Source organism: Methylobacterium sp. BTF04 (assembly GCF_010692745.1).
Lineage (GTDB): Bacteria > Pseudomonadota > Alphaproteobacteria > Rhizobiales > Beijerinckiaceae > Methylobacterium.
Genome location: NZ_JAAHTB010000003.1, coordinates 80,447 through 98,711, shown reverse-complemented (window position 1 = coordinate 98,711; position 18,265 = coordinate 80,447). Strand labels below are relative to the sequence as shown.

The following is an 18,265-nucleotide window of genomic DNA, read 5'->3' as shown; positions in this document are numbered from 1 at the left end:
CCGCCAGCACCCTGTAGGTCCGCGCCTACGGCATTCCGTGTTTTGCACGGCGGCCAGCCTCCTGCTTGCAGGGGGCGGCAACGCATGGGCGGAACCGGTCGCACCCGAGGCGGTGAGCCTGTCCGAACTCTCGGTCACGTCGGATGTTCCGATAGCCACGACGCCCAACGCCAGTTCGGGCTACGTTGGCGGTGTGACGGGAATCGGCGGGGCGCTTGCAACCGTGGACGCCGCAAGCGCGGGCTTCATCGGTGGGGCGGCGCTCAACAGTCGTCCCGTCACGCGCCCCGGTGAGGTGTTGGAGGCCGTCCCCGGCTTGATCGTGACGCAGCACTCGGGAGAGGGGAAGGCCAACCAGTATTTCCTGCGCGGGTTCAACCTGGACCACGGCACCGACCTCGCGCTCACCGTGGACGGCATGCCGGTGAACATGCGCACCCACGCCCACGGGCAGGGCTATGCCGATCTTAACTTCCTGATCCCCGAGCTGGTCGGCGGGGTCGAATTCCACAAAGGGCCGTACTTCGCGCGCGACGGTGACTTCGCGTCGGCCGGTTCGGTGCGGATCGACTACCTCGACAAGACCGAACGCAACGTTGCGCTGACCACTTTCGGCAGCTTCGGCTACAAGCGGGCGCTTACGATCGCGTCGGCGCCGCTCGGCGCAGGCACCCTGCTCGTCGCCGGTGAGGCGCAGGCGTACGATGGCCCCTGGGACGTGCCCGACCGCCTGCGGAAGGTGAACGGCGTCGCCCGCTACAGCCAAGGCACCCAACTCGACGGGTTCTCGGTCACCGGCATGGCCTATGCGGGACGCTGGACCGCCACCAACCAGATCCCCGAGCGTGCGGTTTCGGAAGGCATCATCGGCCGGTTCGGCACGCTCAACCCGACCGATGGCGGCGATACCAGCCGGTTCTCCCTTTCGGGGCGGTGGAGCCAGTCGGATGAGGGTGGCGTGACGCGGGCCTCGGCCTACGTGATCCGCTACCAGATGAACCTGTTCAACGACTTCACGTATTTCCTCAACAACCCCATCGACGGTGACCAGTTTCACCAGGTCGATCAGCGCATCCTCGGCGGCGGTGAGGTCTCACGCGTGTTCAAGGGCGACCTGTTCGGCCTCCCCATGGAAAACGAAATCGGCATCCAGACACGGACCGACAGCATCCGGGTCGGTCTCTTCAACACGGCACAGCGCCGCTACCTCTCCACCGTGCTCGATGACCGGGTGCTGGAGGCGAGCGGGGCGTTCTACTTCGACAACCGGCTGCGCTGGACCGACTGGTTGCGCACCAGCGTCGGCTTCCGTGTCGATACCTATTACGCCGATGTGGTCTCGGATACGGCCGCCAACTCCGGCAAGGCGCGCGACAGCATCGCGAACCCCAAGCTCGGCCTCGTGCTCGGACCGTGGTTCGATACGGAGTTGTTCGTGAACTACGGCGGCGGCTTCCACTCGAACGACGTGCGCGGCGTCACCGCGACCGTCGATCCGACGAGTTCGCTGTTCAACACCACCCGCTCGCCCTTCCTCGTGCCTTCGGAGGGCTACGAGGTCGGCATCCGTAACCGCTCGATCGCGGGCTTGGAGACGGCGGTCACGCTCTTCCGGCTCGACTTCGCTTCAGAGAATCTGTTCCAGGGCGACACCGGCACCACCGAGCCGAGCCGCCCGAGCCGACGCTTCGGCGTCGAGTGGACCAACCACTACACGGTCACGCCCTGGCTCGCTCTCGATGGCGACCTCACCATCACCAACGCCCGGTTCTCGTCCTATGACCCGGTTGGCAACCGTATCCCCGAGGCGCCAACCACGATCGCGGCGGCTGGGATCACGTTCGGCGAGCCGCTGGGATGGTTCGGATCCCTACGCTTCCGGTACTTCGGTCCACGTCCGCTCATCGAGGACAACTCGGCGCGCTCGAAGGCGACCGCCCTGCTCAACGGCCGCATCGGCTACAACTTCGACAATGGGTTCAGCCTCTCCCTCGACATCCTCAACCTCACCAACGCGAAGGCCGACCAGATCACCTATTTCTATCAGTCGCGCCTGCCTGGAGAGGCGGCCGAGGGCGTGGCCGATAAGCACTTCCATCCGGTGGAGCCGACGGCGGTACGGCTGACACTGGCAGGCCGGTTTTAGGCAGGCGTGGGCTGGAGACTTCCACTTTTGACGTTGTGCCGAAGTGGGAGCACCGGAATCCGTAAGCCTTGACGGAAAATTGACGATTCCGTTTCCGGGCCTGCCCGTGTCTCCACCCTTTCACAGCAGGGACGGCAAGGATCGTGACTGCCTTTGAGAAGGTCCGCCTCGCTGCGCCGGAGAGCAGCGCATTCGGGGATCGGCGTAAGCGCAGGCCGATGCCGCAGGGCTCACATACCGGAACGTTTGAGTTTTAGCGATTGGAAGCCTGTGTGGCTCTGTGGCCACAATGGTTTTCACCGATCTCGATGATCCTGGGAAGGAGGTCATGTCATGTGGCCGCCCCGAGGTGTCACCTATGAACGCCACCGCACCATTCCAGGCAATCCAGCCCACATCACTGCCCCATGGGCTGGATACGACTAAGCCGCCTCGGCGAAGCCGTGCTGGCGGGACAGCCTTCACGGATGAAATCATCCGTAAGGTAACGATGTTCGATACGCCCTACACGTCGGATGACGAGTACGATTTCATTACGAATGACGAAGAGCCAGGAGAGATTTTCAAGTTTGGGCGTCCCCTTCGTGAGAGTCGGTTTTTTCCTAAGAAGTCGATCAAGAAAAATCTTAAAGTATTAAACGATTTTATCGATTTTTCTAAAGAAAAAAATACGTCAGATTGGCGATTTTGGGGTATAGCCATACCCAATAACAAGTCTCCGGTTAGTGATTTAAAGGAGGAAATGAAAAGGTTTAATAAAGAAATAAACCAACACATTTCCGATCTTCGAAAGCGGAAGCTCATAGAAATTCTAATGATTGGAATTCATCTTCGGTATGATTTTTCCACAAATATGTTTGATCTGCACGCGCACATGATTTGTCGTGTGACTGAGGAAGACTATGATTTTGTGCGCAACAAATTATTTAATGAGTTCTCTAAAACTGATATTTCCGATGATTATATCAGGAATGTTGCGGCATGTGCTACTTACATCCTATGGGGCATCATCGATCATAGAGATCTTGTAACGTGGCCGGCAGATGCATTTCAGGAAGCTTGGAAACTGACCACCTCGAAGGTTCGCTTGATGAGAACTGGCGGTGCCTTTGCTAAGTGGCGGCGTGAGGAGCGCGAGAACCGGGCCCAGGACACCGAAGCCAAGGTCGAGAGGGCACGACGAGCGAAGAACCGGACCGACACCGCCTATGCCGCCCAGAAGCCGCCAGAGGTGCAGGTGGTCGCCCAACTCAGGATTAGGCTTCAGAGGCGTTCTCGCCGTGGTGTCCTGGTCAGGCGCCGCCATCTGCCCGCCAGGAAGTCAGGCGTCGTTCAGCCTGTGCTTCTGCCTGAGGGCCACCCGGCCGATGCTTCGCGGAAGATCCCCCTGAGGGATACTACGTATCCCTCTACGACTGTGGTCGTAACTCAGGAATCGCCGGGTGGAGGCATGGAGGCCGCTCTGAGCGTGCCTGCTTCCGTCAACACTAGTTCCTGCGTGACCGTGCCCATCGCCCGTCGTCGGCTTCCCCAACAATGGTGGTGGAAGGCTTGGTCGTACCAAGGCGCATCGCCATCCGCAATCTGGGGGTCCCGAGGGCTTCCGGGGCCTATTCGTCGACGATTAGCGGGATGCCTAGACCCTTCCTCCGAGGTGACCGCTCTAGGCCAGCGCAAGACGTCACGCACATGGTTCCGCCGTGCTGGCAGGCTGACCCGAGGATAGATGCCAGCCTCTTAGGTCGTTGGATAGGGCAGGCTCAAGTTTTCTTCAGTCCCGATGACGATTTGTGTCCACACCAACCTTGCGAACCAGTGGGCATGAGCGATCATCGTCTGCATCGGTCATGATGAAAGCCGAGAGAGTGCGAGAGAGTGCCAGGCATGTCGTCTGTGACGACAGCAGGGCAAGGGGGGCACGCCCCCCTGTGCAACCCCCAAGGAGCCTGATGCAATGACCGAGGACGCCATGGCGAAGCTTCGTATCTCGGGGGACCGTAAGGCCCGGTATCAGGCCGTGGCGGCGGCCCACGGGACCAGCTTGTCCGCCTTTATCAGGACCGCCTGCGACCAGGCCGCTACTGGTCTGAACGCGGCGGCCATGCGCGCGGACCTGGCCGTGCTGCGCCGGCATCTCAACCAGATCGCCGCCTTCGCCAACGAGGCCGCCGAGGGCGGTCTTGACCGGCAGACGGTTCATCGCCTCGCCCAGGAGAGCGCGTCGATGCGAACCATCATCGACCGACACCTCGCGATTGGGTGAGGCGGAGATGGTCATCAAGTCCATCCGCATCCGGACGAGGAGCCGAGGCCCGGAAGCCCTCCTCGCTCACCTCCGGCACGGTGACGAGAACGAGCAGGTCCGGGTCCTGCGAGGGACCGACCAGGACCTGCGCGACGCTGTTGACGATGCCCGCCGTCACGCCCGAAGCTTCGCCCTCCGCCATTTCGTCATCGCCCCCGCCGAGGCGACGACCACGGCGCAGATGCTGGCAGTGGTCGATGCCCTCGGGCGGGAGTTCGAGTTCGATGTAGCCGCCGCCTTCATCGTCGAACACGTGAAGCCCAGGGCGACGCCCAACGCGTTCCCCGCCCACCTGCATGTCGTCGTCGCCGAAGTCGATCCCATCACGGGCGGCGTCCTCTCCTCGGGACACGACTACGCACGGCAGGAGCGGATCGCCAGGGAGGCGGAACATACCCTCGGGCATCGCCCTGTACGCGGCGCCCATCACCGTGCTGTCCTGGCTGCCCTACGAAAGGCCGGCAAGGACGCGGCGGCGGACGCCCTGGACGCGGCCTTTCCCGAGGGGGGGCAGCCGCCCCGCGCCGCCTTCAGTCATGCCGACCAGCAGAAGGCGGCGCGTCGGGGTGTGGACCTGCCCGTGGCCCGGTTAGCTGTCGCCGAGGCTTGGGCGACGACCACGACGAAGGCCGGGTTCGTTGCCGCCATGGGGTCCCACGGCCTCGTGGTCGTCCCCGGCGACAGGCCAGGCACATGGGTCGTCGCGGCGGCCGATGGGAACTTCATCGGGTCCCTCGCGCGTCTCGCGCGTCTCCGAAAAATCGATGTCCTCGCACGCATGGAAAAGGCCGATGTCCACTCCCTCAAAGACCGAAACCACCGCGATCGCCAAGCCGGGAACGCCCCGCATGACGATGGAAGAGGCGACTTACAGGACAACGAAGGCAATCCTCGCTCAACTGGAGCCACTGGCGACCCTCGCGGGACGAGCCCAGGGGTCGGACACGGCGGACGGTCCAATCGACCTCCTTCTTCAGACGATGCAGGCTCTCGTGGAGGGTCAGGCGCGCGTGCGCGAGGGGGTGGAAGCCCTGCACGCGAAGCTGATGGAGCCGACCCTCGCGGAGGCCTTGCGGGCCGACGCGAAGGGGTGAAGGAACGGGCTACGGCCGCCGGAATCCTCGCGTTGGTCGCCCTCGACCGCATGGACCGCATCAACGTACTTCACCTGTTGAAGGCCGGCGCCAACAAGGGAGCCCTGGTCGATGCCGAGCGTGCGGTGAGCGACCTCGTGCAGATGCGGGACGATGCAGCCTTCGCCCAGGTCATGGCCGTGTCGGGACGCCTCGCCAAGCCTGAAGCCCTCCTCGCTGCTAGGGCCAGGGCCGCCACGGCGCAGAAGGAAAGGGACGTGGATCAAGCAGCAGCCCTCGCCGCCAGCGACCGCCTCCGCGACCACCGGAGCCAAGCGCCGCGAGGATGGCGCCGCATTCTCGGTAGCCTCACAGGTGCGAACGACGCCCACCGCACAGTGGAGGCTGCCCTGACCGCCACGAAGTCGGAATTGGAGGCTAGGGCGGCCAAGACCGCCACCGCCGTCTACAAGGCTCACCAGGCTCTGGAAACGGCTACCCGGAACCATGAGGTAGCCGATTTGGCGTATCGGGAGGGATGGCGAACGCAAGCATCGTTCGCACCTGCGAGGATCGCGGCGGCTGACGCCGGTCTCACCCTGCTCCATCAGCGCCCGGACTTGGCCCGGTTGGGGCCGGGGGGCCTGCTCAAGGCCGGATACCGTGTCGTGGGCGCCACAATGCCCCCGGACCCCATGACGGGCATGGAGGACGATTTCGGACTGTCCGTAACCGTTCCTGGTGGCCTCTAGCAGGAGCGTTCAGGTGGTATCCGAGTGGTATCCAGACCTTGGAGCACTCGCAGAGGATACCACCATGAACGGCGTATGCCGTTACACGCACTGCGAAATTTAGAAGAGGAAGAGTGGAGCGGGTACCGGGAATCGAACCCGGGTATTCAGCTTGGAAGGCTGCTGCTCTACCATTGAGCTACACCCGCATACCTCGACCACTATCACGGTGAGGCAGGCTTGAGAATGCGCCGCGCCATGAGGAGAGCGACGCGCACACGATTCTCGCAAAGACTGTTTGGTGGGGGAAGTAGGACTCGAACCTACGAAGCTTACGCAGCGGATTTACAGTCCGCCCCCTTTGCCGCTCGGGACATTCCCCCAAACCGCCGCCTCTCGGCAGCGCGCCGGCCCTTATGGTGAGGCCTCGGGCGAGTGTCAACACACTTGGCGCCGAAGACTTGGCGTCGAAGACTTGCCACCGAAGACTCGGCGCCGATCCCGCTGGCCCCGAACCGTCAATCGAGCGGGGCGAGATCGCAGAGGCGCAACTGCGCGCGGTCCGCGCCCCGCCACGTGTCGACGCTGAGGGTTCCGGCCGCATGCACCTCGCGGCCGATTCCGGCGAGGATCGCGAGGCCGAGCGGCCCCTGCGCCGCCCGGAAGGCGATGGCGCCGATGGTCTGGCCCTCGCGGCTGCGCAGGCGCGCCCGCACATGTCCGTTGCCGACGATTCCCGCATCGACGATCCGGTGGCGCGGGAGTGCGAAGACCGGCTCGGGGGCGCCCGAGCCGAAGGGGCCGGCGCGGTGGATCAGGCGGACCATCTCCGCGGTGGCGCCGCCCGCGCTCACGGTGCCGTCGATGAGGAGCGACGCGACGGAGCGGGATTCCGCCACCGCCGCGGCGAGGTCCGCCGCGAGATGATCGCGGAAGCGTTCGATGTCCGGCCCCGACAGGGTCGCGCCGGCCGCCATGGCGTGGCCGCCGCCCTTTAGGGCGATGCCGGCGGCAACGGCCGTGCGCACGGCGCTGCCGATATCGGCGCCGACGATGGAGCGGCCCGAGCCCGTGGCCGTGCCGTCCGGGCGCAGGGCGAAGGCGAAGGCCGGGCGGCCGAAACGCTCCTTCAGCCGGGCGGCGATGAGGCCGACGATGCCCGGATGCCAATCGGCGGAGGCGGTGACGAGGACAGGCCGGTCCGGATCGACGCCGAGGGCGTGGTCCATCTCGGCCTCGGCGGCGGCCACTGCCTGCGCCTCGATCGCCTGACGCTCGCGATTCAACCGGTCGAGTTCGGCGGCGATGCGCGCGGCATCCGCCGCATCGTCCGTGGTCAGGAGGCGTGCGCCGAGGCCGGCATCGCCGATGCGCCCGCCGGCATTGATGCGCGGGCCGACGAGGTAGCCGAGATGCCAGGCCTCCGGCGGCTCGTTCAGGGAGGCCGCATCGAACAGGGCGGCGAGGCCGATGCGCCCGCGGCTGCGCATCACCTTCAGCCCCTGCACCACGAAGGCGCGGTTGAGGCCCACCAGCGGCACCACGTCGGCCACGGTGGCCAGGGCCACGAGGTCGAGGTCCTGCGTCAGGTCCGGCACGTCCGCGGCACCGTCCCGGCGCAGGCGCCGGTTCACGGCGACCAGGGTGAGGAAGACCACCCCCGCCGCGCACAGGTGCCCGAGGCCCGAGAGGTCGTCGAGGCGGTTCGGGTTCACCACGGCGCGGGCGCGGGGCAGGATTTCGGGGGCGCCGTGATGGTCGAGGACGATCACGTCGAGGCCGAGGGCCGCCGCGGCCTCCAGGGGCGCATGGCCGCTGGTGCCGCAATCGACGGTGACGAGGAGGGTGGCGCCGGCCTCCGCCAGGGCCGTCACGGCGCCGACGTTGGGGCCGTAGCCCTCGGTGATGCGGTCGGGGATGTGGATGCGGACGTCGAGGCCGAAGCGGCGCAGGTAGCCCGCCAGCAGGGCGGCACTCGCCGCCCCGTCGACGTCGTAATCGCCGAAGACCGCCACGGTCTCGCCGATCCGTACCGCATGGGCGAGCCGGTCGGCTGCCGCTTCCATGTCGAGGAGGCAGGCCGGATCCGGCATCAGGTCGCGCAGACGGGGATTGAGGTAGGCGTCGGATTCCTTCGGCCGGATGCCGCGGGCGGCGAGCACGCGGGCCAGCAGCTCGGGCAAGCCATGGGCCTGGGTCATGGTCGCCGCATAGGCCTGCGTGGCGGCATCCGCCCCGCGGTCGCGCCAGGGGCGCCCCATGACGGAGCAGGTCACGTCGAGAAAGGCGCGAGGGAGATCGAGGGCGGATGCGGCTGACACGACGCTCAGTCTATCCCACCGGAAGCCCGATGTGATCCGAAAACGGAGAAGGGGTCGGCATTGGTATGCCGACCCCTTCTTCGTCCGAATGACTCGCGTCCCGAGATCGGTGTCGGCAGAGAACCGGCACCGACCCAAGCCGTCGATTCAGTGTCCGAGGTTCTTCACGATGCTGTCGACCACCTTCTTGGCGTCGCCGAACAGCATCATCGTGTTGTCGCGGAAGAACACCTCGTTCTCGACGCCGGCGTAGCCCGAGCCCATACCGCGCTTGATGAACAGCACGGTCTTGGCCTTCTCGACGTCCAGGATCGGCATGCCGTAGATCGGCGAGGCCTTGTCGGTCTTGGCGGCGGGGTTGGTGACGTCGTTGGCACCGATCACGAAGGCCACGTCGGCCTGCGGGAACTCGCCGTTGATGTCCTCGAGCTCGAAGACCTCGTCGTAGGGTACGTTGGCTTCGGCCAGGAGCACGTTCATGTGCCCGGGCATGCGGCCGGCGACGGGGTGGATGGCGTACTTCACGTCGACGCCCTCCTTCTTGAGCATGTCCACCATTTCGCGCAGCGCGTGCTGGGCCTGGGCCACCGCCATGCCGTAGCCCGGCACGATGATCACGCGCTCGGCGTTCTTCATGATGTAGGCCGCGTCGTCCGCCGAGCCCTGCTTGACCGGACGGGTCTCCACCGAGCCGCCACCGGCCGCCGCCGCGGTATCGCCACCGAAGCCGCCGAGGATCACCGATATGAACGATCGGTTCATCGCCTTGCACATGATGTAGGACAGGATCGCACCGGAGGAGCCCACCAGGGCGCCGGTGATGATCAGCGCGAGGTTGCCCAGCGTGAAGCCGATGCCGGCCGCTGCCCAACCCGAATAGGAGTTCAGCATCGACACGACGACGGGCATGTCGGCGCCGCCGATCGGGATGATGAGAAGCCCGCCGAGGGCGAACGACAGCAGCACGATGAGCCAGAAGACCAGCTTGCTCTCGGTGCCGATGAACACCGCGATCAGGCCGACCAGAGCGATGGCGAGGGCGATGTTGATGGCGTGGCGCTGCGGCAGCATGATCGGCTTGCCGGACATGCGCCCGTCGAGCTTGGCGAAGGCGATGACCGAGCCGGTGAAGGTGATCGCGCCGATGGCGACACCGAGCGCCATCTCGAACAGCGACTCCTTGTGGATGTGGCCGTTCTCGAGGATGCCGACCGCCTGCGGGGCGTAGAGCGTCCCGGCCGCACCCGCGACGGCGGCGAGGCCGACGAGCGAGTGGAAGGCGGCCACGAGCTGTGGCATCGCCGTCATCGGCACCCGCTTGGCGATCACCGCGCCGGCACCGCCGCCGATGGCGAGGCCGAGCAGGACGATCACCCAGGCGCCGAGGCCCGTCGGCGGATGGCCTACGAGGGTGGTCAGGACCGCGAGGCCCATGCCGATCATGCCGTACAGGTTACCCTGGCGCGACGTGGTCGGGTGCGAGAGCCCCCGCAGCGCCATGATGAACAGGACGCCGGAGACGATGTAGAGAAGGGATGAGACGTTCTGGGACATCGTCTCAGGCCTTCTTCTTGTACATGCCGAGCATGCGCTGGGTGACGAGGAAGCCGCCGAAGATGTTCACGCTGGCGAGAACGATGCCGAGGAAGCCGAAGATCCGAGCCCAGCCGGTGCCGTGCTCGATGTAGGGGACGCCGGCCGCCAGAATCGCGCCGACGATGATCACCGAGGAGATCGCGTTGGTCACCGACATCAGCGGGGTGTGGAGCGCCGGGGTCACCGACCAGACCACATAATAGCCGACCAGGATCGCCAGGACGAAGATCGCGAGCTGGAACACCGTGGGGTCGACGGCGCCGTGGGTCACGGCGGACATGCCGTGACCGAGACCGTCGGCGTATTTCTGAGCCTGAAGCGCGTGCTGCTGTGCGATGTCGGCAGCGGTTCGGGCAGCGGCAGCGGCAGCGCGCGCCTGCTCTGCAGCCTGATCGGGGGAAAGCGTGGCCATCGTATCCTCCGTCGGGATCAGGATTTGGGCTGGAAGGCGGGATGAACGACCTGACCGTCATGGGTCAGGTTGGTCGCCTTGACGAGTTCGTCGTCCCACTTGACGGCCAGGGTCTTGGCGTCCTTGTCGATCAGGGTCTCGACGAAGGCGTAGAGGTTGCGCGCGTAGAGGTTCGACGCCGTGGCGGCGAGGCGTCCGGGCACGTTGAGGTGACCGACGATCTTGACCCCGTTGGCGGTGGAGACGATCTCACCCGCCTTGGCGCCCTCGACGTTGCCGCCGCGTTCCACCGCCAGATCGATCAGGACCGAGCCGGGCTTCATCGACGCGACCATGGCCTCCGACACCAGCTGCGGCGCGGGGCGGCCGGGGATCAGCGCCGTGGTGATGACGATGTCCTGCTTGGCGATGTGGGTCGCCACGAGGTCGGCCTGTTTCTTCTTGTACTCGGCCGACATTTCCTTGGCGTAGCCGCCGGAGGTCTCGGCCTGCTTGAACTCGTCGTCCTCGACGGCGACGAACTTCGCACCGAGCGATTCGACCTGCTCCTTGGTGGCGGGCCGGACGTCGGTGGCGGTGACGACGGCGCCCATGCGGCGCGCCGTGGCGATGGCCTGGAGGCCGGCGACGCCGACACCCATGACGAAGACGCGGGCGGCGGGCACGGTGCCGGCGGCGGTCATCATCATCGGCATGGCGCGGCCGTATTCGGAGGCGCCGTCCACCACCGCGCGGTAGCCGGCGAGGTTGGCCTGCGAGGAGAGCACGTCCATCACCTGGGCGCGGGTGATGCGCGGCATCAACTCCATGGAGAAGGTGTCGAGACCGGCCTCGGCCATCGCCGTCAGCTCGGCCTCGTGGCCGTACGGGTCCATGATCGCCACCACGGTGGCGCCGCGCTTCAGCAGCGCGATCTCGTCGGCGCTGGGGCGGCGGACCTTGAGGACGAGGTCGGCATCGCTGGCCGCGTCCTGGGCCGAGGAAGCGACGGTGGCACCGGCCGCTTCATAATCGGCGTCCGGTACGCCGGCGCTCACGCCGGCACCGGACTGGACGGTCACATCCGCCCCGAGGGCGATGAATTTCTTGACCGTTTCGGGCACCGCCGCGACCCGCGGCTCCGCGGGATCAGACTCTGTCAGGACAGCGATGCGCATTTTCAGAAAGTCCTCCTCGGCAACCCTTCGGGGTCACCATAACCCTGCAAGAATATAGAGCCCAGCCGCTGGTATGCCAGCAGTCCTCAGCTACGTCACGCGAAGAAGAGGTAGAGGACAAGCAAGACTGCGACCGCAGCCGGCGCCTTCCAGGCCACGGCCGGAGCGAGGGCGCCGACCGCACCGGCGACACCGGACAGGAGCACGGCGAAGATCGCGGTCAGCCAAGCCTCGTGGACGCCGCCGATGGCCAAAGCGAGGACCCAGCAGATGACGACGCTGGTGCCGATTTCGACGAAACGAACGAAGCCGCGATAGGTCTGTTCGTGGGTCTTCTCATCCATCGCCGGGCTGTAGTGCATTCCGGACACGGTCTTCGTATCGGCCATCTCGGGATCGTCCCCTTGAACGTCGTCTTGATTAGTTCCAAGGGGGCTTAGCGCATGACTTGGCCGCTCGCAATCGACATGGGCGCCCCGGAAATGCCACGAACCGGTTTTTGTCACGTCGGCGTCATGTCGGCAGCGGGAGCCCCGCGGCGGTCAGCGCTGCGCCCTGACGCGCCTGGAGATCGTCGAGGGAGAAGCGCTCGATCTCGGCCTCGAAGAGCCGATGATAATTCAGCTCCGAGCGCAGGTGCAGGAACACCGCGCCGAGGCCGACGGCGGCGCGGTCCATGAACACGAATTCTTGTGGTACCGTCACGGGTCCCCGCGCCTTCAGGGCCTGGTGCACCTCGAAGGCCTGGCGGCGTCCGTATTCGCCCGGCTTCACGCCGTCCGCGACGGTGCGGGTGCGATCCTCCAGGATCGGCCCATAGATGAAGCGCGCCCAGATGTTGAGGATCTCGATGAGATCCTTGTTGAGGTTCTTGAACCCCCAGACCTCGTAGGCGTGGACGATGCGGGCCTCGTCCCCTTCCAGGAGTCCGCGATAGAGATCGACGACGCCGCCGACGAATCGCGGATGGAAGATGCGGACGCAGCCGTAATCGAGCAGGTTGATGCCCTGCGCTTCTCCGCCCTCGGAAAAGACGGTGTAGTTGCCCAGATGCGGATCGCCATGGATCACCGCGGCGCGGCTGAACGGGTGCCACCACGCTTTGAACATCGCCTTCGCCAGGCGATTGCGGATCTCGATCGGTGATTGCGAAAAGTTCAGGATGCGCTCGCCTTCGAGCCAGCCGAGGGTCAGCAGGCGCTTCGTCGAGAGATCGTGGTGGATCGCCGGAACCCGGACCTCGTCGACATCGCGAAGCACGTTGCCGTACAGCACCCCGTGCTTGGCCTCCCGCGCGTAATCGAGCTCCTCGCGGACGCGGGCGCCGATCTCCTTGGCGATCTCCCGGGTGTCGAGCCAGGACGACAACCGGCGGTGCAGGGCGAAGGCGACCTCCAGTTGCTTGAGATCGGCCTCCACCGCCGATTGCATGTCGGGATACTGAAGCTTGCAGGCCAAAGCCGTGCCGTCGAGGCCGGTCGCCCGATGGACCTGGCCGAGGGAGGCGGCGGCGGCCGGCTTGAGGTCGAACGCCTTGAAGCGGGCCTGCCAGTCGGGTCCGAGTTCGGCCATCATCCGGCGCTTGACGAAGGCCGCGCCCATGGGCGGCGCGTCGGCTTGCAGTTTCTGCAACTCGGTGGCGTATTCCGGCGGCAGCAGGTCCGGCACGGTGGCGAGCAGCTGCGCCACCTTCATGATCGGCCCCTTGAGGCCGCCGAGCGCCTGGGCGAGCGCCGCCGCGTTGGTCGGTGCCTCCTTGCCGCCGAACAGCCGGGCTCCGGCCATGCGTGCGGCGACGCCGCCGACATTGGCGCCGACGCGGGCGTAGCGGCTGGCGCGCGCGGAGAAGCGGTTGGCTTCGCTGTCGTGATCGGCCATCGGGTTCTTCAGATCTCGGCGAGGACGCATCCGGCAACGCGAATGCCTTGATGAGATAAGCCCGCCGGCGGCCCCTGCCAGGGCGCTGCGCCGTTGCGGCGCGGATGGGGCTTCAGGCGGCCGGCCAATTGTCTCGGATCCACCGGGCGAGACCGTCCTCGGCCACCTCACCGGCGGCCAGCCCACGGATCATGACCACCGCCTCGGCCTCGTCGGCGACGAAGTCGATTCCGTTGAGGCCGAGGAAAACCACGACCGAGAGCAGGGCCGCACGCTTGTTGCCATCGATGAATGGATGATTCTTGGCGATCCCAAAGGCGTAAGCCGCCGCGAGTTCGGCCAGATCGGCCTCACCATAGGCGGCTCGGTTCACCGGCCGGCCGAGCGCCGATTCGAGAGCCCCTTCGTCGCGCAGGCCGCTGGGACCACCGAACAGCTTGAGCTGACGTGCGTGGATGGCCTGGACGAGATCGCTCGTCAGCCAGACTAACGTGCTCATTTTGACAATTCGGACAGGGCGTTGCGGTAGGTCTTCATCGCCTTCTCGGCGATTTCCATACCTTTCTCGAAGGTCGGGTCGAGGGGCGACAACCGCACGGAGCCGTCACCGCCATCCGTCACCGACAACCAGTCGCCCTGCGCGAGGTTGAGCTTGCCCAGGAGTTCCTTGGGCAGGATCAGCCCGGTGGAATTGCCGATCTTCTTGACTTCGAGCTTCATGACGTCCTGCCTTTCGTTATACGGAATGTACAACGAAAGGCAGGGTTCACCAAGCGGCTTTCAGGCTTCCATCGTCTCCAATTCGACGATCATCCCCTCGATCATGGTCAGGCCGATCTGCCAGAAGGCCGGGTCGCGGGCATCGAGGCCGAAGGGGGCGAGGAGTTCGCCGTAGGGCTTGGCGCCGCCGGCCGAGAGCAGGGCGAAGTAGCGCTCCACGAAACCGCCCTCCGCTTTGGCATAGACGCCGTAGAGCGAGTTCACGAGGCAATCGCCGAACGCATAGGCGTAGACGTAGAACGGCGAATGGATGAAGTGCGGAATGTAGGCCCAGAACGGCTCGTAACCCGCATCGAGGGCGATGGCCGGTCCGAGGCTCTCGCTCTGCACCGACATCCACAAGGCGTTGATCTGCTCGGCGGTGAGTTCCCCCTGCGCGCGGGCGAGGTGGACCTTGCGCTCGAAGGCGTAGAACGCGATCTGGCGCACCACCGTGTTGATCATGTCCTCGACCTTGGCCGCGAGCATTGCCCGCCGCTGGGTCGTGTTGGTGGTGGCCGCCAGCAGCCGGCGGAAGGTCAGCATTTCGCCGAACACGCTGGCGGTCTCGGCCAGGGTCAGCGGCGTCGGCGCCATCAGTGCCCCGTTGGGACCGGCCAGCACCTGGTGCACCCCGTGGCCGAGTTCGTGCGCGAGGGTCATCACGTCGCGCGGCTTACCCTGGTAGTTGACCAGCACGTAGGGATGCGCCGAGGGAACGGTGGGATGCGCGAAGGCCCCCGGGGCCTTGCCGGGCCGCGTCGGGGCGTCGATCCAGTTTCGGTCGAAGAAGGTCTTGGCGATGTCGGCCATGCGCGGCGAGAACGCCCCATAGGCATCCAGCACCGTGTCGCGCGCCTCCGCCCATGGGATGGTGCGCTGATCGACCTTCGGCAGCGGCGCGTTGCGATCCCAGTACGGCAGCGCCTCGACCCCGAACCACTTCGCCTTGAGCCGATAGTAGCGGTGCGACAGGCGCGGATAGGCCGCCTGCACGGCCTCGACCATCGCCGCCACCACCTCCGGCTCGACGCGGTTCGACAGGTGGCGTGAATCCGCCACGTCCGCGAAGCCGCGCCAGCGGTCGTTGATCTCCTTGTCCTTGGCCAGCGTGTTGGTGATCAGCGTGAAGGTCCGCAGGTTGGCGCGAAACACCTCGCCGAGCGCGCCGGCCGCCTCCTTGCGCACGGCGCCATCCGGATCCTGCAGCCGGTTGAGGGTCGGCTCCAGCGTCAGCTGTTCGCCCTGCACGGGAAACCGCAGGGCGGCGATGGTCCCGTCGAACAGCCGGTTCCAGGCCGAGCGCCCGGTGACGGATTTCTCGAGGAAGAGTTTTTCGGTGCGGTCGTCGAGCTGGAACGGCTTTTCGCGACGCAGATCCGCGATCCAGGGCGCGTAATGGGCGAGCGGCCCGTCGGCCATCGCCGCATCCATCGCCGCATCCGGGATGCGGTTGAGCTCCAACGCGAAGAACAGCAGGTGGCTCGACGCGGCGGTGAGGCGCTCTTGCGTATCGCCGTAGAACTTTTCGCGCAGCTCGTCGGTGGTGTCGCCGGAATAGACCAGGCCGGCGAACGACATCAGGCGCCCGAGCAGATCCTCGATGCCTTCATACTCCGTCACGGCCTCGGCGAGGCGCGCCGAGGCGTCCGGTCCTGCTACCAGCTCCGCGAGCCGGCCGGCATGCCGTTCCGAAAAGGTGCGGCATACCGCTTCGGCCTGGGCGAGATCGCGGGCGAACTCTTCGGAATCGATCCCGGAATACAGGTCGCTCAGGTCCCATTCGGGCAAGACGCCGAGATCGGCCGCATGGGCGGCGGCACGGGCCGCACTGCTCCCGTCCGCGATCCTGACGGTGCCCATGAGGGTGGCGCTCGCGGCGGCTCGGCTCGGCATGACGTCTGGTTCCCCGTGCGGCACGCGCAGTGCCGTGCGCGCTGATATCGAGCATCGGGCGTCACGATCAACCGGCATGTTGCCGCCGGCCCGTCGCGAGCCTGTGCGCAACGGCTCCGCGAAGGCGAGAGGGCGGTCCGATCCGGCGGCGCCAAAAAGATCGGATCGTCGTTAAGCGCAGCTTTACGGTCTTGCCCCACCCTGCGGTTCGAAACGAAACAGTCGGCGACCGGCACCCGAGCGATGCCTCGGGTCCGCACCCGGCTCCCGACACCCGCAATCGAGGCGCTGCCCATGTCGACCACGGTCCTCATCGTCGACGACGATCCCGTGCAGCGCCGCCTCGCCGAGGCGATGGTGCGGCGTCTCGGTTTCGACGCCAAGGTCGCCGAGAGCGGCGAGCAGGGCCTGAGCCTGCTGCGCTCGGGCGAGTCCTTCGACGTCGTGCTGCTCGATCTGGTGATGCCCGGCGGCCTCGACGGCCTCGGCGTCATGGCCGAGATGCGCAAATCCGGCCTCGACACCCCGGTCATCGTCCAGACCTCCAACGGCTCCATCGACGCCGTCGTCACCGCCATGCGGGCCGGCGCCACCGATTTCGTGGTCAAGCCCGCCGGGGCCGAGCGGCTCCAGGTTTCGATCAAGAACGCCCTCAAGGTCGATCAGCTCGAAGAGGAGGTCCGCCGCATGCGCCGGCGGGCCTCCGGTTCGCTCAGCTTCAAGGACCTGACCTCGAAGAGCCCGGACATGGACCGGGTCATCCGCCTCGCCGAGCGGTCGGCGAAATCCAACATCCCGGTGCTGATCGAGGGTGAATCCGGCGTCGGCAAGGAGGTGCTGGCCCGCGCGATCCAGGGCTCTGGCGACCGGCGCGGAAAATCCTTCGTCACGGTCAATTGCGGGGCGATCCCCGACAACCTCGTGGAATCGACCCTGTTCGGCCACGAGAAGGGGGCGTTCACCGGCGCCACCGAGCGCCATATGGGCAAGTTCGTCGAGGCCTCCGGCGGCACCCTGTTCCTCGACGAGATCGGCGAATTGCCCCTCGACGCGCAGGTAAAGCTCCTGCGCGCGCTGCAGGAGGGCGAGGTCGATCCGGTGGGCGCCAAGCGCAGCGTCCGGGTAGACATCCGGCTGATCTCGGCCACCAACCGCTCGCTGCTCGATCTGGTCAAGCAGGGCCGGTTCCGGGAGGACCTCTATTACCGCCTCAACGTCTTCCCAATGACGCTGCCCCCCCTGCGCGCCCGGCGCGAGGACATCCCGGATCTGGTGCGTTCGTTCTGCGCCCGGTTCGCCGCGGAGGAAGGCAAGAAGGTCCGGGCGGTCACCCCGGAGGCGATGGCGCTGCTCACCCGCTACGGCTGGCCCGGCAACGTCCGCCAACTCGAAAACGCGCTGTTCCGTGCCGTGGTGCTCGCCGATGGCGACGAACTCACGGTCTCGGAATTTCCGCAGATTGCCGCGCAGGTCGAGGGCTTCGACGTCCGCATCCCGGCCGCCCCGATCCAGCCGATGGTCCAGGCCGGTGCTCCGGAGCCGGTACGCGAACTCGTCCGCGTCGAGGTGCGCGATCCGCACGCCATGAGCCTCGTTGCCGAGGAGACCGGCGAGATGAAGACGATGGATGGCCTGGAGGCGGAGATTATCCGCTTCGCGTTGCAATTCTACCGCGGTCGGATGTCGGAGGTCTCGCGCCGCCTCGGAATCGGACGGTCCACGCTCTACCGCAAGCTCAAGGAGCTCGGCCTCGACGGGGACGAGAAGGCCGAAGAAGCCGCGGCCTGATCCCCTGTCGGCACCCTTCCGCCTGACGCGGCCCCGTCGCGTCGGTCGCCAATGGCTGACGCGGCGACGATGGGACGATAAGAACGAAGCGTCAGCGCTTCGGCACCGGCGAAAACCGACGATTCCACGAAATGTGTGCCGTTGCACATCATTGTCCGCCTGCCGATCGTCCTACTGGCGATCGTCCGACTTGCCGATCGTCT

The 18,265-nt window shown here is 66.1% G+C and carries 16 protein-coding genes and 2 tRNA genes; 6 read left to right on the top strand and 12 right to left on the bottom strand.

Translation table 11 applies throughout. The annotated features are described in order from the left end of the window. Positions 1–112: 112 nt before the first annotated feature. The 3 genes from G3T14_RS03075 (at position 113) to G3T14_RS03065 (ending at position 4,409) form a co-directional block, all read left to right on the top strand. Positions 113–2,146, top strand: a complete 2,034-nt coding sequence (locus G3T14_RS03075; RefSeq protein WP_163639903.1) for a TonB-dependent receptor — start codon at positions 113–115, stop codon at positions 2,144–2,146. Between the two features lie 358 nt (positions 2,147–2,504). Then, positions 2,505–3,872: a hypothetical protein gene (locus G3T14_RS03070; RefSeq protein ID WP_163639901.1), complete on the top strand. Its 1,368-nt coding sequence runs from the start codon at positions 2,505–2,507 to the stop codon at positions 3,870–3,872. 228 nt (positions 3,873–4,100) lie between these two features. Beyond that, a complete protein-coding gene (locus tag G3T14_RS03065; RefSeq protein WP_163639899.1) occupies positions 4,101–4,409 on the top strand; it encodes a hypothetical protein in 309 nt (102 codons plus the stop codon). Here G3T14_RS03065 and G3T14_RS03060 read toward each other — a convergent pair. Beyond that, entirely contained in the window at positions 4,381–4,845 is a 465-nt protein-coding gene (locus tag G3T14_RS03060; RefSeq protein ID WP_163639897.1) for a hypothetical protein, read from the bottom strand. The genes G3T14_RS03065 and G3T14_RS03060 overlap by 29 nt on opposite strands. A 397-nt stretch (positions 4,846–5,242) precedes the next feature. Here G3T14_RS03060 and G3T14_RS03055 point away from each other — a divergent pair, with 397 nt between their 5' ends. Both G3T14_RS03055 and G3T14_RS03050 read left to right on the top strand, forming a co-directional pair. Further along, the gene (locus G3T14_RS03055) at positions 5,243–5,545 is read left to right on the top strand and encodes a hypothetical protein (RefSeq protein ID WP_163639895.1); all 303 of its coding nucleotides are present in this window, start codon (positions 5,243–5,245) and stop codon (positions 5,543–5,545) included. Next, positions 5,542–6,276 carry a hypothetical protein gene (locus G3T14_RS03050; RefSeq protein WP_163639893.1) on the top strand — a complete coding sequence of 245 codons (735 nt, stop codon included), beginning with the start codon at positions 5,542–5,544 and terminating at the stop codon, positions 6,274–6,276. The genes G3T14_RS03055 and G3T14_RS03050 overlap by 4 nt, the downstream gene beginning before the upstream one ends. Positions 6,277–6,390: 114 nt before the next feature. Here the strand turns inward: G3T14_RS03050 and G3T14_RS03045 are convergent. The 11 genes from G3T14_RS03045 to G3T14_RS02995 form a co-directional block, all read right to left on the bottom strand. Then, positions 6,391–6,464, bottom strand: a tRNA-Gly gene (locus G3T14_RS03045). 90 nt (positions 6,465–6,554) lie between these two features. Beyond that, positions 6,555–6,638, bottom strand: a tRNA-Tyr gene (locus G3T14_RS03040). 135 nt (positions 6,639–6,773) lie between these two features. After that, the gene (recJ, locus tag G3T14_RS03035) at positions 6,774–8,516 is read right to left on the bottom strand and encodes a single-stranded-DNA-specific exonuclease RecJ (protein ID WP_163640151.1); all 1,743 of its coding nucleotides are present in this window, start codon (positions 8,514–8,516) and stop codon (positions 6,774–6,776) included. A gap of 207 nt (positions 8,517–8,723) precedes the next feature. Beyond that, positions 8,724–10,130 (bottom strand): NAD(P)(+) transhydrogenase (Re/Si-specific) subunit beta, encoded by a 1,407-nt coding sequence (locus G3T14_RS03030; protein ID WP_163639891.1) that lies wholly within the window; start codon positions 10,128–10,130, stop codon positions 8,724–8,726. 4 nt (positions 10,131–10,134) lie between these two features. Next, positions 10,135–10,584 (bottom strand): NAD(P) transhydrogenase subunit alpha, encoded by a 450-nt coding sequence (locus tag G3T14_RS03025; RefSeq protein WP_163639889.1) that lies wholly within the window; start codon positions 10,582–10,584, stop codon positions 10,135–10,137. A 17-nt stretch (positions 10,585–10,601) separates the two neighbouring features. Further along, positions 10,602–11,741: a Re/Si-specific NAD(P)(+) transhydrogenase subunit alpha gene (locus tag G3T14_RS03020; RefSeq protein WP_163639887.1), complete on the bottom strand. Its 1,140-nt coding sequence runs from the start codon at positions 11,739–11,741 to the stop codon at positions 10,602–10,604. Between the two features lie 95 nt (positions 11,742–11,836). Beyond that, on the bottom strand, positions 11,837–12,130 hold the full coding sequence (locus G3T14_RS03015; RefSeq protein WP_163639885.1) for an aa3-type cytochrome c oxidase subunit IV: 294 nt from the start codon (positions 12,128–12,130) through the stop codon (positions 11,837–11,839). 124 nt (positions 12,131–12,254) lie between these two features. Continuing rightward, on the bottom strand, positions 12,255–13,619 hold the full coding sequence (locus tag G3T14_RS03010) for an AarF/ABC1/UbiB kinase family protein (protein ID WP_163639883.1): 1,365 nt from the start codon (positions 13,617–13,619) through the stop codon (positions 12,255–12,257). 112 nt (positions 13,620–13,731) lie between these two features. Next, positions 13,732–14,118 (bottom strand): type II toxin-antitoxin system death-on-curing family toxin, encoded by a 387-nt coding sequence (locus G3T14_RS03005; protein WP_163639881.1) that lies wholly within the window; start codon positions 14,116–14,118, stop codon positions 13,732–13,734. Next, complete coding sequence (locus tag G3T14_RS03000; protein ID WP_163639879.1) at positions 14,115–14,339, bottom strand: AbrB family transcriptional regulator; 225 nt, start codon at positions 14,337–14,339, stop codon at positions 14,115–14,117. The genes G3T14_RS03005 and G3T14_RS03000 overlap by 4 nt, the downstream gene beginning before the upstream one ends. 60 nt (positions 14,340–14,399) lie before the next feature. Beyond that, the gene (locus G3T14_RS02995) at positions 14,400–16,274 is read right to left on the bottom strand and encodes a M3 family oligoendopeptidase (protein WP_163639877.1); all 1,875 of its coding nucleotides are present in this window, start codon (positions 16,272–16,274) and stop codon (positions 14,400–14,402) included. Between the two features lie 294 nt (positions 16,275–16,568). On the opposite strand from G3T14_RS02995, the gene G3T14_RS02990 reads away from it, so the two are divergent. Further along, complete coding sequence (locus G3T14_RS02990) at positions 16,569–18,062, top strand: sigma-54 dependent transcriptional regulator (RefSeq protein ID WP_163639875.1); 1,494 nt, start codon at positions 16,569–16,571, stop codon at positions 18,060–18,062. Positions 18,063–18,265 lie beyond the last annotated feature (203 nt).